General features: G+C 63.8%; 12 protein-coding genes. All 12 read left to right on the top strand.

Going from position 1 to position 13,204, the window contains the following annotated elements; all coding sequences use genetic code 11:
• The first annotated feature begins 61 nt into the window (after positions 1-61).
• The 12 genes from JJE66_RS10645 (at position 62) to xth (ending at position 13,156) form a co-directional block, all read left to right on the top strand.
• The gene (locus tag JJE66_RS10645; RefSeq protein ID WP_200514227.1) at positions 62-1,363 is read left to right on the top strand and encodes an ammonium transporter; all 1,302 of its coding nucleotides are present in this window, start codon (positions 62-64) and stop codon (positions 1,361-1,363) included.
• A 40-nt stretch (positions 1,364-1,403) separates the two neighbouring features.
• A complete protein-coding gene (locus JJE66_RS10640) occupies positions 1,404-1,718 on the top strand; it encodes a helix-turn-helix transcriptional regulator (protein ID WP_200514226.1) in 315 nt (104 codons plus the stop codon).
• On the top strand, positions 1,715-2,089 hold the full coding sequence (locus tag JJE66_RS10635) for an SRPBCC domain-containing protein (RefSeq protein WP_200514225.1): 375 nt from the start codon (positions 1,715-1,717) through the stop codon (positions 2,087-2,089). Before JJE66_RS10640 ends, JJE66_RS10635 begins: the two co-directional genes overlap by 4 nt.
• Positions 2,090-2,130: 41 nt before the next feature.
• Positions 2,131-2,733 carry an ATP-dependent Clp protease proteolytic subunit gene (locus JJE66_RS10630; protein ID WP_200514224.1) on the top strand — a complete coding sequence of 201 codons (603 nt, stop codon included), beginning with the start codon at positions 2,131-2,133 and terminating at the stop codon, positions 2,731-2,733.
• Positions 2,734-3,154: 421 nt separating this feature from the next.
• The gene (locus JJE66_RS10625; protein WP_008142813.1) at positions 3,155-3,493 is read left to right on the top strand and encodes a P-II family nitrogen regulator; all 339 of its coding nucleotides are present in this window, start codon (positions 3,155-3,157) and stop codon (positions 3,491-3,493) included.
• A 38-nt stretch (positions 3,494-3,531) separates the two neighbouring features.
• Positions 3,532-4,980 (top strand): ammonium transporter, encoded by a 1,449-nt coding sequence (locus JJE66_RS10620; RefSeq protein WP_200514223.1) that lies wholly within the window; start codon positions 3,532-3,534, stop codon positions 4,978-4,980.
• Positions 4,931-6,793, top strand: coding sequence for a caspase family protein (locus JJE66_RS10615; protein ID WP_311979844.1), 1,863 nt, complete (start codon positions 4,931-4,933; stop codon positions 6,791-6,793). Before JJE66_RS10620 ends, JJE66_RS10615 begins: the two co-directional genes overlap by 50 nt.
• Before the next feature lie 122 nt (positions 6,794-6,915).
• Complete coding sequence (locus tag JJE66_RS10610; protein WP_200515321.1) at positions 6,916-7,320, top strand: GFA family protein; 405 nt, start codon at positions 6,916-6,918, stop codon at positions 7,318-7,320.
• 220 nt (positions 7,321-7,540) lie between these two features.
• Positions 7,541-8,755 carry an aminotransferase class I/II-fold pyridoxal phosphate-dependent enzyme gene (locus tag JJE66_RS10605; protein ID WP_200514222.1) on the top strand — a complete coding sequence of 405 codons (1,215 nt, stop codon included), beginning with the start codon at positions 7,541-7,543 and terminating at the stop codon, positions 8,753-8,755.
• Positions 8,756-8,763: 8 nt separating this feature from the next.
• Positions 8,764-11,238, top strand: coding sequence for a DNA translocase FtsK (locus tag JJE66_RS10600; protein WP_200514221.1), 2,475 nt, complete (start codon positions 8,764-8,766; stop codon positions 11,236-11,238).
• Between the two features lie 150 nt (positions 11,239-11,388).
• Positions 11,389-12,162 carry an outer-membrane lipoprotein carrier protein LolA gene (locus tag JJE66_RS10595; RefSeq protein ID WP_200514220.1) on the top strand — a complete coding sequence of 258 codons (774 nt, stop codon included), beginning with the start codon at positions 11,389-11,391 and terminating at the stop codon, positions 12,160-12,162.
• A gap of 178 nt (positions 12,163-12,340) precedes the next feature.
• Complete coding sequence (gene xth / locus JJE66_RS10590) at positions 12,341-13,156, top strand: exodeoxyribonuclease III (RefSeq protein WP_200514219.1); 816 nt, start codon at positions 12,341-12,343, stop codon at positions 13,154-13,156.
• The last annotated feature ends 48 nt before the right edge of the window (positions 13,157-13,204 follow it).

The raw sequence follows: 13,204 nt of genomic DNA, 5'->3' as shown, positions 1-13,204 counted from the left end.
CGATCGCACCGGGCAACGACGCCATAGCGTGCGACGTAATTTTGATGCTGGGGGAAATGACATGGCGGGATCGTTGCGCCGCGTAGCCGCTATGGCTGCGCCGATCGGACTTGCGTCCATCATGGTATCGCCGGCACACGCCGCGAGTTCAGAAATCAACACTGCCGACACCGCCTGGATGATCGTCGCCACCGCGCTGGTGCTGATGATGACGATCCCGGGACTGGCGCTGTTCTATTCCGGCATGGTGCGCAAGAAGAACGTGCTCGCGACCATGGCGCAGAGCCTAGCCGCGGTGACGATCATCTCCATCCTCTGGGTCGCGTTCGGCTATTCGCTGTGCTTCGTCGGCGACGGCCCGTGGATCGGCTCGCTCGACCGCTGGTTCCTCGCCGGCATGACCATGGACAGTGTCAACCCGGCCGCGAAGACGATCCCGGAAGCGCTGTTCATGCTGTACCAGATGACGTTTGCGATCATCACGGTGGCGCTGGTCGCGGGCTCCGTGGCCGACCGGATGCGGTTCTCCGCCTACCTCTTGTTCTCCGTCGCCTGGTTCATCTTCGTCTACATTCCACTGGCGCATTGGGTGTGGGGCGGCGGCTTCCTCAACAGCATGGGCGTGCTGGATTTCGCCGGCGGCCTCGTCGTGCATCTGTCGGCCGGCACCGGCGGCCTCGTGGCGGCGAAGGTGATGGGGCGACGTCACGGCTACGGCACCGAAAATCTTTCGCCCTTCGATCTCTCGCTCGCCGTGATGGGCACCGGCCTGTTGTGGGTCGGCTGGTTCGGCTTCAACGGCGGCTCGGCCGGTGCTGCCAATTCGCGCGCGGTGATGGCGATCATCGCGACCCATCTCGCGGCCTGCTCGGGCGCGCTGACCTGGGGCGCGATCGAATGGTCGACACGGCGCAAGCCCTCCGTGCTCGGCATGATCTCGGGCGCGGTGGCCGGCCTCGGCACCATCACGCCGGCCTCCGGCTTCGTCGCGCCATGGCACGGCATCGTCATCGGCATCGCCGCCGGTGTGATCTGCTACTGGGCCTGCACCTGGCTGAAGCACCGCTTCGACTACGACGATTCGCTCGACGTGTTCGGCGTTCACGGCATCGGCGGGCTGACCGGCACGCTGCTCGCCGGCGTGTTCGCGACCAGCGCGATCGGCGGCACGGCCGGCCTGATCGAAGGCCATCCGCAGCAGCTGCTGATCCAGCTCTACGGCGTCGCCGTCACCTTCGTCTGGTCGGCGGGCGTGAGTTACGTGCTGCTCAAGCTGGTCGGCCTGTTCGTGCCATTGCGCGTCTCGCGTGAGCACGAGCTCGAGGGGCTCGATATCTCGCAGCACGGTGAAGCCCTTCAGTAAAAGGCTTGCGCAACACATAAGCATGTGCTTATGTGTTGTCATGATCAAAGCCGACATCTTCAAGGCGCTGGCCGACCCGACCCGCCGAAAAGTCTTTGAGAAGCTCGCTGGCGGAAGCCTGAATGCCAGCGCCTTGCGCGACGGACTGGAGATCAGCCAGCCGGCGATGTCGCAGCATCTTTCGGTGCTGCGCGCGGCAGGCCTGGTGCGCGAACAGCGGCAGGGCCGCTTTGTGAACTACGAAGTCGACCCGGACGGAATTGTTGCCATCGGGACGTGGCTTGCGCGCTATCGCGCCTATTGGCCCAAGCGCATGGAAGCCCTCGCCGACCTCTTGAAGGATATGGATCAATGAGCGATGCAGTGAAGCCTGATCCCGCCGACGAAGCCCTCGTGCTCGAAACAGATTTGGTGCTCGAATATGAATTCGATGCACCACCGACAAAGGTCTGGCGCGCCGTGACCATTCCTGAATTGCGCGAGCGCTGGCTGCCGGATTGCGATCTTGCGGGCGCCGAGCCGGAATCATCGATCCCTGGCGAAGAGGTGCGCTATCGGCTTCGCGATTCCGAACCGCCGTTTCGCGAGAGCCATGTCATCTTCCGGATCGAACCGAACGAGGACGGCGGCACCCGCTTTCGCATCATCCAGCAAGCCTGCGACATCAGCGCGAAACTGCCGCAGCCGGCCAACAGCAATTGCTGCCTGATGCGCGCAGCGGCCTGACGCAACGAGACTTCTATCACCTGTAGACATGGAGGTCGCCGATGCGCGACATGCTTCAGCTCGTCCCTATGGTCGTCGAACAATCCGCCCGCGGCGAACGATCCTTCGACATCTACTCGCGGCTGCTGCGCGAGCGCATCATCTTCCTCAACGGCGAGGTCAATGACGCGATGTCGGGCCTCGTCTGCGCGCAGCTGCTGTTCCTCGAGGCGGAGAATCCGCACAAGCCGATCAATCTCTACATCAATTCCTACGGCGGCGTGGTCACCTCTGGCCTTGCGATGTACGACACCATGCAGTTCATCAAGGCGCCGGTTCATACGCTGTGCATGGGCACCGCGCGCTCGATGGGCTCGTTCCTGCTGATGGCCGGCGAACCCGGTCACCGCGCCGCGCTGCCGAATGCAAGCCTCCACGTGCATCAGCCGCTCGGCGGCTTTCAGGGCCAGGCGTCCGACATCCTGATCCATGCCACCGAGATGCAGGAAACCAAGCGGCGTATCACCCGGCTCTATGCGCAGCATTGCGGACGCTCCGAGGCGGAGGTGGAACGGACCCTGGACCGCGACCACTTCATGACCGCGCAGCAAGGGGTCGAATGGGGATTGATCGACCGGGTCTTTGCAGTGCGCGACGCCGCCTGACGGTCCTCAGCCGGATCCCGCGCGGCAAGCCCCCGCCGCGCCCGGCTGGTTGGTTGCGCGCATCTCGTGAGCACAAGCGCGAAGGGCTCGATATTTCGCAGGGCGGCGACGCATCTCCCCTTAATTAGATACCTTTTGACTGCCCGACACGTGAGCAGCATTGTGTCGGCAGCCTGTCGTGCCTCATTTTTGCTCAGGCCTGACCATGGATTGAGCGCGACGTAATGGCGCACTGCAGCGCGGTACCCGTCAAACGCGAAAACACCCGTTTTCATAGTCCGTTAGCCAACAGACTCGATCTGGCACGGCATTTGATTCTAGAGGGCGTGGCTGTGCCCGCGTAGTGAACTTCTCCCTCGTGGCGAACCAGTCGAGAAACGCCCGGCCACGTCCGGACCGGGCCCAAGCGGGGATAGGACCCATGAAAATTGTTATGGCGATTATCAAGCCATTCAAGCTGGAAGAAGTCCGGGACGCCCTGACCGCCATTGGCGTTCACGGTCTCACGGTGACGGAAGTCAAGGGATATGGCCGTCAGAAAGGCCACACGGAAATCTATCGCGGCGCCGAATATGCCGTGAGCTTCCTGCCCAAGATCAAGATCGAGGTCGCTGTCGCCTCCGACCAGGTCGACAAGACCATCGACGCCATCACGTCCGCCGCGAAAACCGGACAGATCGGCGACGGCAAGATCTTCGTCATCAACCTCGACCATGCGGTCCGCATCCGCACCGGCGAGGCCGACGCTGCGGCCCTTTGATTTCGCGCTCAACCAAAATTCAATCAGGAGTAAATGAAATGACGTTTAAGCGTCCCTATGGCGCGGGATTGGCGGCTCTCGCAGTCGGCCTGTTCGCTGCGACCGCAGCCTATGCCGAGCCAACGGTCAACAAGGGAGACAACGCCTGGATGCTGACATCGACAGTGCTCGTGCTGTTGATGACGATCCCGGGTCTCGCGCTGTTCTACGGCGGCCTCGTTCGCTCCAAGAACATGCTCTCGGTCCTGATGCAGGTGTTCTACACCGTCTGCGTCGTCACCGTGATCTGGGCCGTGTACGGCTACAGCCTCGCCTTCACCGGCGGTTCCGACTTCATCGGCGGCTTCTCCAAGGCCTTCATGATGGGCGTCACCACCGACTCGAAGGCCGCGACCTTCTCGGTCGACGCCAATATCTCGGAGCTCGTCTATGTCTGCTTCCAGATGACCTTCGCGGCGATCACGCCCGCCCTCATCGTCGGCGCCTTCGCCGAGCGCATGAAGTTCTCGGCGATCGCCCTGTTCATCCCGCTCTGGGTCACGCTGATCTACTTCCCGATCGCGCACATGGTCTGGTACTGGCCCGGCCCGGACGCGATCCAGGATGCGGCCAAGGCTCTGGCTGCGGCGGCTGATGGTGCGGCGAAGACCGCGGCTCAGGCCAAGCTCGACGAGATCAACGCCGACGCCGGCTGGATCTTCAAGAAGGGCGCGATCGACTTCGCTGGCGGCACCGTGGTGCACATCAACGCCGGCATTGCAGGTCTCGTCGGCGCTCTGCTGATCGGCAAGCGCACCGGTTACGGCAAGGAGCTGATGGCTCCGCACTCGCTGACCATGTCGATGATCGGCGCCTCGCTGCTCTGGGTCGGCTGGTTCGGCTTCAATGCCGGCTCCAACCTCGAAGCCAACGGCGGCGCTGCGCTCGCCATGACCAACTCCTTCGTCGCCACCGCAGCCGCCGCGCTGTCGTGGATGTTCGCGGAGTGGATCATCAAGGGTCACCCGTCGGTGCTCGGCGTCATCTCCGGCGCTGTCGCGGGCCTCGTGGCCGTCACGCCTGCCGCCGGCTTCTCCGGCGTGATGGGTGCGATCGTCCTCGGCCTCGTGGTCGGCGTGGTCTGCCTGTTCTTCTGCACCGTCGTGAAGAACGCGCTCGGCTACGACGACTCGCTCGACGTGTTCGGCGTGCACTGCATCGGCGGCATCGTCGGCGCCCTCGGCACCGGCATCCTGGTCAATCCGGCTCTCGGTGGTGCGGGCATCATCGACTACACCGCGATCCCGCCCAAGGTTGCCGATTACGACTTCGCGGCGCAGATGATCTCCCAGATCGAGGCCGTCTGCACCACGCTGGTGTGGTCGGGCGTCGGTTCGGCGATCCTCTACAAGGTCGTCGATGTGATCGTTGGCCTCCGCGCCAATGTCGAGACCGAACGTGAAGGTCTCGACATCACCGAGCACACCGAGCGCGCCTACAACATGTAACCTCTCCTCCCGGACGCGGTCTCATCCGGGATCGCGCCCACAACTACGGTTTGGGCACATACCCGGCAATGCCCCGACCGTTGAGGGGCTCCAGCGCAAGCTGGAGCCCCTTTCTTTTTGTGCGGCGCCGCGCCGACCCAGCAGCGGGGGCCGCCGTAAGTCAAAATTGCAAAATGTCAGAGTCGGCGACTATCATGCTCCCGATCTGGAGCAGACTTTCATGCGTCTAGTGCAATTCCTGGCCTTTTGCTTCCTGTCGGTTGTCCTGCCGGCGCTCGACGCTCATGCCGACAAGCGCGTCGCCCTGGTGATCGGCAACGGCGCCTACAGGAACGTTCCCGCGCTACCCAATCCGACCAACGATGCGGCGGATGTCGGGGCGGCCCTGAAACGCGCCGGATTCGATCCTCTGGTCGCGACCGATCTCGACCAGGCCGTGATGCAGGAGACCGTCCTTCGCTTTGCGCGTGAGGCCCGCGGCGCCGACGTTGCCCTGTTCTATTACAGCGGGCACGCACTCCAATTCGGCGGCGTCAATTACCTCGTGCCCGTCGATGCCGTGGTCCGCGACGAAGTCGACTTGCGGCGCCTGGTGCGCGCCGATGAGATCCTTGCGGATCTGCAGCAGGCGAAGAACCTGCGAATCCTCGTGCTCGACGCCTGCCGCGACAATCCATTTGCCGACGAGCTGCGGCGTAACGTGGGGCAGGGCCGCAGCGTGACCGTGGCACGCGGGCTCGCCAAGATGGAGAGCCCGGACGGCACAATCATCTCCTATGCGACCCAGTCCGGGCGGACCGCCGATGACGGCGACGGCCGCAACAGTCCCTACACCAGCGCGTTCATCGAGCACATCCGCGACAGGGACAACGTCAATACGGTGTTTCAGACCATCAGCGCCGGCGTCTACCGGCGCACCAAGGGCACGCAGGTGCCCGAGCTCTCTTTGTCGTTCTTTGGCGAGTACTACCTGAACGGCAAGCCCGAGACGGCGGCCGCGGCCCCAACAGCGCCCCAGTCCGATCCCTGCGCGGATGCGGGAGGCCATTGGCGAAGCACGGAAACCCTCGGCACGCTTGCCGCCTTCAAGGATCACCTCGTGCGCTTCCCGGCCTGCGCGTTCGCCGACCTCGCAAGATCGCGCATCGCGGCGCTGGCAAAATCCGCAGACGACGAAAAGCGCACCACCGCGTTCGACGGAACCTGGATCGGCAAGGAAACCTGCGACAGCAAGCCACCATTTCTGGAGGGCTATTACCAATACGCCCTGCCGATCAAGGATGGAGTGCTTCACGCCGTCTTTGGCGACGAGGGTAAGCCCGGCTCGTTCGTCTTTGACGGAAGGATCGAGGCCGATGGCAGCGCCAGCATCATAGTCAAGGGTCTCTTTGCCGAAAACGACCCGTTGCGCCGCCCCCCCGGCAGTCCCTTTCAGTACAAGATCGTTCTCGCGCTGAAGGACGCGAGCGGAGCCGGCGTTCGCACCGAGACGGCGCGCCCCTGCCGGATGGAATTGTCGAAGCTGGGATCGCAAAGCCCGGATACAAGTCCGCCTCATGCCGATCCAAAACGAGCCACCAAGCCCGACGACAAGACCGCCGTGGTTTCGCCCGAACAGCGCGAAGGTGCAAAAGCCAGGCAGACCGGTGGCGGGCTGAGCTGCTCGGTGATGCGAGGCAGGTGCGTCACGGCATGTGTCTCCGGCGGCGCGAATTGCGCTTCAACCTTGTGCCCACGGTTGGAAGCAGAGTGCATGAGCAGCGGATGCTGGCACAGCCGAAGGTTCAGCGGCTGCGGGCTTGCCAGGAGATAGCTGCCGCAGGATTGTTGCGCGGCGGTATCTCTTTCGTCCGCTCGCGCAAAGGAAAAGGATTGCCATTCCAAGCGACCGGCGCAGAAATATCGACCACAACGAAAAACAATCGGGAGGTCGTCATGCGTTTGGAAGGTGGATGCTATTGCGGTGAAGTGTGCTACGTCGCCGAGGGCGATCCGATGATGCAGGCCCAATGTCACTGCCGCGAGTGCCAGTATATTTCGGGCGGCGCGCCCAACACGTTCATCGCGATGCCGGCGGCCGGCTTCAGCTACATCACCGGCCACCCCAAGCAGTTCACCCGCAAAGACCTCGAACGCACCGTGACGCGTGAATTCTGTGCCGAGCGTGGCACCCATCTGGTGACGAAGGTTCCGGGACTGCCAGCCGCGGTCCTCAAGGTCGGCACGCTCGACGAGCCCAAACAGTTCCATCCGCAATTGGCGATCTTCACGTGCGACAAGCAGGAATTCCACCAGATCCCCGCGGGCAAGCCGGCTTTTGAGAGAGTGCCGGGGCACTGAAGATCGGATCGGGCCACTAGGGCAGCGCGCTCCCTCTTCCGCTTGCAAGCGGGAGAGGTAAGAGCCGTCCCGCTGTTATCTGGTCCAACTATTCCGCTCTGGACGGACCCGCCGACCGATGGTTAATCGCGTCTTAACCTCGCCCTATCTATGGTGAACTGAACCATTTCCCGCCGGCGCCTTGGTGCGATCGGCTGTTCCAAGAGTGCTGGCGCCCAGAATGGCCATGACCGCTTCATCCCGTGCGCCGCTAGCCGGTGGAAGCTCCGACAGTGAACGCTCGCCTTTCGTCCGGTTGAACGAGCTGTTGGCGCCGCATCAGCCTGGCAAGCCCTTGATTTCGCTTGCGGTTGGCGAGCCCCAGCATCCGGTGCCCGACTTCGTCGGCCCGGTGCTGGCCAAGCACATCGCCGATTTCGGCCGTTACCCCGCAAACAAGGGGACCGACCCGTTCCGCAAAGCAGCAAGCGCCTGGCTGTCGTCGCGCTTCAAGCTGCCGCGGTCGCTCGACCCCGAGAGCGAGATTCTCGTCCTCAATGGCAGCCGCGAGGGTCTGTTCCTCGCCGCGATCGCGGCGGCACGTTATGTCGGCCCGCGTCCCGGCAAGCCTGCGATCCTGATGCCGAACCCGTTCTACCCGGTCTATGGCGCTGGCGCTGGCGCGGCGGCCTGCGAGCCGATCTATCTGCCGACCACCGTCGAAAACGGTTTCCTGCCCGATCTCGATGCGATCGACGAAGCGACGCTGGCGCGCACGGTGGCGTTCTATCTGGCTTCTCCCGCGAATCCACAAGGCTCGGTCGCCAAGCCGGACTATTTCAAGCGGCTGAAGCAACTCGCCGACCGCTATGGCTTCGTGATCCTCAGCGACGAGTGCTACTCCGAGATCTACACCCGCGAAGCGCCGGGTAGTGCGCTCGAATGCGCAGGCCCCGATTTCACCCGCGTGGTTGCGTTCCAGTCGCTGTCGAAGCGCTCGAACCTGCCGGGTCTGCGCGTCGGCTTCGCCGCCGGCGACAAGAATTTCATCGGCATGTTCCTCGAGCTGCGCAACATCGCAGCGCCCCAGGTGCCGGTGCCGCTCCAGCATGTCGCGACCGTTGCCTATGGCGACGAAGCGCATGTCGAGGAGAACCGCAGGCTCTACCGGCTCAAATTCGATCTCGCCGACCAGATCATCGGCAATCGTTACGGCTATCGCCGGCCCGACGCCGGCTTCTGCGTCTGGCTGAACACATCCGAGATCGGCGACGACGTATCGGTGTGCCTCAAACTCTTTAGGGAAGCCGGCGTGCGCGTGGTGCCCGGTTCCTATCTGGCGCGGCTTCAACCCGACGGCTTCAATCCCGGTGCCGGCTACATTCGCCTGGCTCTGGTGCAGGACAGTGAGACCACGGCGCAGGCGCTGCACCGGCTGGTCGAAACTCTGGGTTAGGCGGGCCCATGAGCATGTCGGCAATCGAACGTGTCATTCCCCTGGTCGGCCATCTGCCGCCATCGATCCGCGAGGCGTTGAGCCGGCGCGTGCGCGAGCTCACCGGCTTCGGCCTGATCGCGCTGTCAGGCACAGCGTCCGCCGCGCTGATGACCTGGTCGGTGCAAGACCCGAGCCTCAGCCACGCGACCTCGCGGCCGATCCGTAACATTCTCGGTTATGCCGGTGCGATCGGCGCCGATCTCGCGATGCAGATCCTCGGGCTCGGCGCGATCATGCTGATCCTGACGGTCGCGGTGTGGGGCTGGCGCATGATGACCCACCGTCCGTTCGACCGCGAGGCGCTGCGGCTCGGCTGCTGGATTCTCTGCACGGTGATCGCGGCAGGCTTTGTCAGCTGCTGGCCGCATGGCGGCGCCTGGCCGCTGCCGACCGGACTCGGCGGTGTGGTCGGCGACGCGCTGGTGCGGGCGCCCGCTGTGATCTTCGGGCCGCCCGGCGCAATCTATCGTCTGGTGCTCGGTGCCATCCTGTTCGTCGCGCTGGCCGCGACCTTTCTGATCGCCTGCGGGCTCGGCGCACGCGAGCATGACGCAGAGCTCGCAGAGATCGAGGACGACGACAAGCCGCTCGACGAGGACGAGGAGAGCGATCGCGGCTCGGTCTCGCTGGGCTGGCTGTTCCACGCTCTGATGAGCACCAAGGCGCGGCTGATCTGGTTGTTCGGCGCCGCTTACCGCTCGCTGGTCTCAAGCGGACCAAAGACCAAGGCCACTACGTTCAGCCGTCAGGAACCCAATCTCGGCGGCCGCGCCGCGCCCTCGATCTCGCCGCGATCCGAGGACGAGGATTACGAGGACGAGCACGAAGAAGAGGAAGACGAGGAGGAAGAGGAGGAGCCGGCCGCGCGTGCCCCGCGCAAAAAGGCCGCTCCGAAGGCGGCGTCCAAGAAATCCTCCGACAAGTTCGAGCTTCCGTCCGTGTCCGTGCTGGCCGCGCCCAAGGCCGGCGATCGCCAGCCGCTCAGCAAGGCTGAACTGGAAGCCAATTCGCGCGCGCTCGAAGGCGTGCTGCAGGATTTCGGCGTGCGCGGCGAAATCGTGAAGGCCAATCCGGGTCCCGTGGTCACGCTGTACGAGCTGGAGCCGGCGCCCGGTATCAAATCCTCGCGCGTGATCGGCCTCGCCGACGACATCGCCCGCTCCATGAGCGCGTTGTCGGCGCGCGTCGCCGTCGTGCCCGGCCGCAATGCCATCGGCATCGAACTGCCGAACGCGCATCGTGAAAAGGTCTATCTGCGCGAGCTGCTGGTCGCGAAGGAGACGATCGACACAGTCGCGAAGCTGCCGCTCTGCCTCGGCAAGACCATCGGCGGCGACCCCGTCATCATCGATCTCGCGCGCACGCCGCACATGCTGATCGCCGGCACCACCGGCTCGGGCAAGTCGGTCGCGATCAACACCATGATCCTCAGTCTGGTCTACCGGCTGCGCCCGGACCAGTGCCGGTTGATCATGGTCGATCCGAAGATGCTCGAACTCAGCGTCTATGACGGCATTCCTCATCTGCTCACCCCGGTCGTGACCGATCCGAAGAAGGCGGTGGTCGCGCTGAAATGGGCCGTGCGCGAGATGGAAGAGCGCTACAAGAACATGGCCAAGCTCGGTGTGCGCAACATCGACGGCTACAACACGCGCCTGCTCGAGTTGAAGGCCAAGGGCGAAGAGCCGACGCGCACGGTGCACACCGGCTTCGACAAGGAAACCGGCAAGGCGATCTACGAGGAAGAGAAGCTCTCGCTCGATCCGCTGCCCTACATCGTCATCATCGTCGACGAAATGGCCGACCTGATGATGGTCGCCGGCAAGGACATCGAAGGCGCGGTGCAGCGCCTCGCGCAGATGGCGCGCGCCGCCGGCCTGCATGTGATCCTCGCGACCCAGCGTCCGTCGGTCGACGTCATCACCGGCACCATCAAGGCGAACTTCCCGACCCGTATCGCCTTCCAGGTCACCTCAAAGATCGACAGCCGCACGATCCTGGGCGAGATGGGCGCCGAGCAGCTGCTCGGCCAGGGCGACATGCTCTACATGGCGGGCGGCGGCCGCATCAGCCGCGTGCACGGACCGTTTGCGTCCGACGAGGAAGTCGAGAAGGTGGTGCGCCACCTCAAGACGCAGGGCCAGCCGGAATATCTCGAAGCGGTCACCGCCGAAGAACCGACCGAGGACGAGGATGGCGGCGCCGTGTTCGACGCCAGCGGCATGGGCGGAGATGGCGGCGGCGACCTCTTCCAGCAGGCTGTCGCGATCGTGAAACGCGACCGCAAGGCCTCGACCAGCTACATCCAGCGCCGGCTGCAAATCGGCTATAACCGCGCCGCATCGCTGATGGAGCGCATGGAACTGGAAGGCATCGTCGGACCCGCCAATCACGCCGGCAAGCGCGAGATTTTGGTCGAGGAAGAAGACAGCCATATGTGAGGCGCGACGCCTCGGATGATATTTTCACGCAAAATCGATCTCTGCTTTTGCCCGAAATCACGCTAAAACGACGCCCAGCCACAGGACGACGCGTTGACCAGACATCCGGACATTCGATTCGCTGCCTCTCTCGCTGCGCGGTGCGCGTGCGTGGCGGGCGTGCTTCTCGTCACCACGACGATGGTGACCGTAGCGTCGTCTGCGCGAGCGGCGTCGTTCGCGCAAAACGTGCCCGTGCCGAAGCCGGCGCCGAAGGGCCGCGACAATGCTCAGCCCTCGGGGGGGCCGTCGATTACCGGCGCAACGCAGGCGCCGCCGAATCCGGTCATTCCGGATCCGCGCCGCAACGTGCCGACCAGCATCTTCCAGACCTTCGATGCGAACCAGAAGGCGCAGGCGGCCAAGGTCAGCGCCTATCTGTCGTCGCTGTCGACGCTGGTCGGGAATTTCGTCCAGGTCGGCCCCGACGGCAGCAAGACGCAGGGCGATTTCTACATCCAGAAGCCGGGCAAGGTCCGCTTCGAATATGATCCGCCGAGCCCGATCGACATCGTCGCCGACGGATCGTCGGTCGTGGTGCGCGACCGCAAGCTCGCGACGCAGGACGTCTATCCGCTGTCGCAGACGCCGCTGCGCTTCCTGCTCTCGGACCGCATCGACCTGATGAAGGACACCAACGTCGTCAACGTCACCGCCGACGATCTCTTCATCAGCGTCACCATCGAGGAGAAGCAGGCGCTGGTCGGCACCAGCCGTCTGCTGCTGATGATCGGCGCCAAGGACGGCCAGTTGAAGCAATGGACCGTCACCGATCCGCAGGGCTACGACACCACGATCGCGGTCTATAATCTCGATGCGGGCAAGAAGCTCGATCCGAGCATGTTCAAGATCGATTTCACCAATTACGGCCCGGCACCGGGTTGATATGCGTAGGTGGGTTAGGCGAAGCCGTAACCCACCATGCTTCGGCGAATGCGGAACGAAGTTGGTGGGTTACGCCGAGCAGATGCGCTTCGCGCACTGCAGGGCTAACCCACCCTACGATTCCGCGCCTGTGGACAAGCAATTTCCCTGCGCCAATCCATGCTAAGACGCATCCCTCATGCGTCTTTCCCTGACAACCTGGAACATCAATTCGGTGCGACTGCGCATCGATCTGGTCGCGAAGTTTCTCAAGAGCGCGCGGCCCGACGTGCTGTGCCTCCAGGAAACCAAATGCATCGACGACGCCTTTCCGCTGAAGCGCTTCAAGCGGCTCGGTTACGAGCATGTCGCGCTGAACGGGCAGAAGGGCTATCACGGCGTCGCCATCGTCTCGAAGATTCCGTTCGAATCCACAGATATCCGCACCTTCTGCGACAAGGTAGATTCGCGCCACATCTCGGTGTCGTTCGGCGAAAAGGCTGACATCGCAAAGCCGCTGGTGGTGCATAATTTCTACGTGCCCGCCGGCGGCGACATTCCCGATCCCGCGCTGAACGAGAAGTTCGACCACAAGCTTCGCTTCCTCGACGAGATGAAGGCGTGCGAGCCGCTGCATCCGCGCGGCGAAGATCGCCACATCCTGGTCGGTGACCTCAACGTCGCGCCGCATGAGAACGACGTGTGGTCGCACAAGCAGCTTCTGAAAGTGGTCTCGCACACGCCGGTCGAGACCGAAAAGCTGCAGGCGGCGCTCGCCGCCGGCGAATGGGTCGACGTCGCGCGCGATCGCATCCCGATGTCGGAGAAGGTCTACACGTGGTGGAGCTACCGGTCCGCCGACTGGACCGTCGGCGACCGTGGCCGCAGGCTCGACCACATCTGGGTCTCGCGCGCGCTGAAAGACGCGGTCCAGGATTTCAAGATTTTGCGCGAGGCGCGAAGCTGGGAGCGACCGTCGGACCATGTGCCGGTGACGGTGACGCTGGAGGTGTGATTTAGGAGAAGCCCGTAGCCCGGATGGAGCGAAGCGAAATCCGGGGCA

The sequence above is a fragment of the Bradyrhizobium diazoefficiens genome, assembly GCF_016612535.1.
Lineage (GTDB): Bacteria > Pseudomonadota > Alphaproteobacteria > Rhizobiales > Xanthobacteraceae > Bradyrhizobium > Bradyrhizobium diazoefficiens_C.
Note: the sequence above shows the minus strand (reverse complement) of the source record. Positions and strands in the feature narration are given on the sequence as shown.

What these genes read in the sequence shown, in the direction of transcription:
- JJE66_RS10645 (WP_200514227.1), top strand. Translation starts at nt 62, where the DNA reads ATGGCGGGATCGTTGCGCCGCGTAGCCGCTATGGCTGCGCCGATCGGA.
- JJE66_RS10640 (WP_200514226.1), top strand. Translation starts at nt 1,404, where the DNA reads ATGATCAAAGCCGACATCTTCAAGGCGCTGGCCGACCCGACCCGCCGA.
- JJE66_RS10635 (WP_200514225.1), top strand. Translation starts at nt 1,715, where the DNA reads ATGAGCGATGCAGTGAAGCCTGATCCCGCCGACGAAGCCCTCGTGCTC.
- JJE66_RS10630 (WP_200514224.1), top strand. Translation starts at nt 2,131, where the DNA reads ATGCGCGACATGCTTCAGCTCGTCCCTATGGTCGTCGAACAATCCGCC.
- JJE66_RS10625 (WP_008142813.1), top strand. Translation starts at nt 3,155, where the DNA reads ATGAAAATTGTTATGGCGATTATCAAGCCATTCAAGCTGGAAGAAGTC.
- JJE66_RS10620 (WP_200514223.1), top strand. Translation starts at nt 3,532, where the DNA reads ATGACGTTTAAGCGTCCCTATGGCGCGGGATTGGCGGCTCTCGCAGTC.
- JJE66_RS10610 (WP_200515321.1), top strand. Translation starts at nt 6,916, where the DNA reads ATGCGTTTGGAAGGTGGATGCTATTGCGGTGAAGTGTGCTACGTCGCC.
- JJE66_RS10605 (WP_200514222.1), top strand. Translation starts at nt 7,541, where the DNA reads ATGGCCATGACCGCTTCATCCCGTGCGCCGCTAGCCGGTGGAAGCTCC.
- JJE66_RS10600 (WP_200514221.1), top strand. Translation starts at nt 8,764, where the DNA reads ATGAGCATGTCGGCAATCGAACGTGTCATTCCCCTGGTCGGCCATCTG.
- xth (WP_200514219.1), top strand. Translation starts at nt 12,341, where the DNA reads ATGCGTCTTTCCCTGACAACCTGGAACATCAATTCGGTGCGACTGCGC.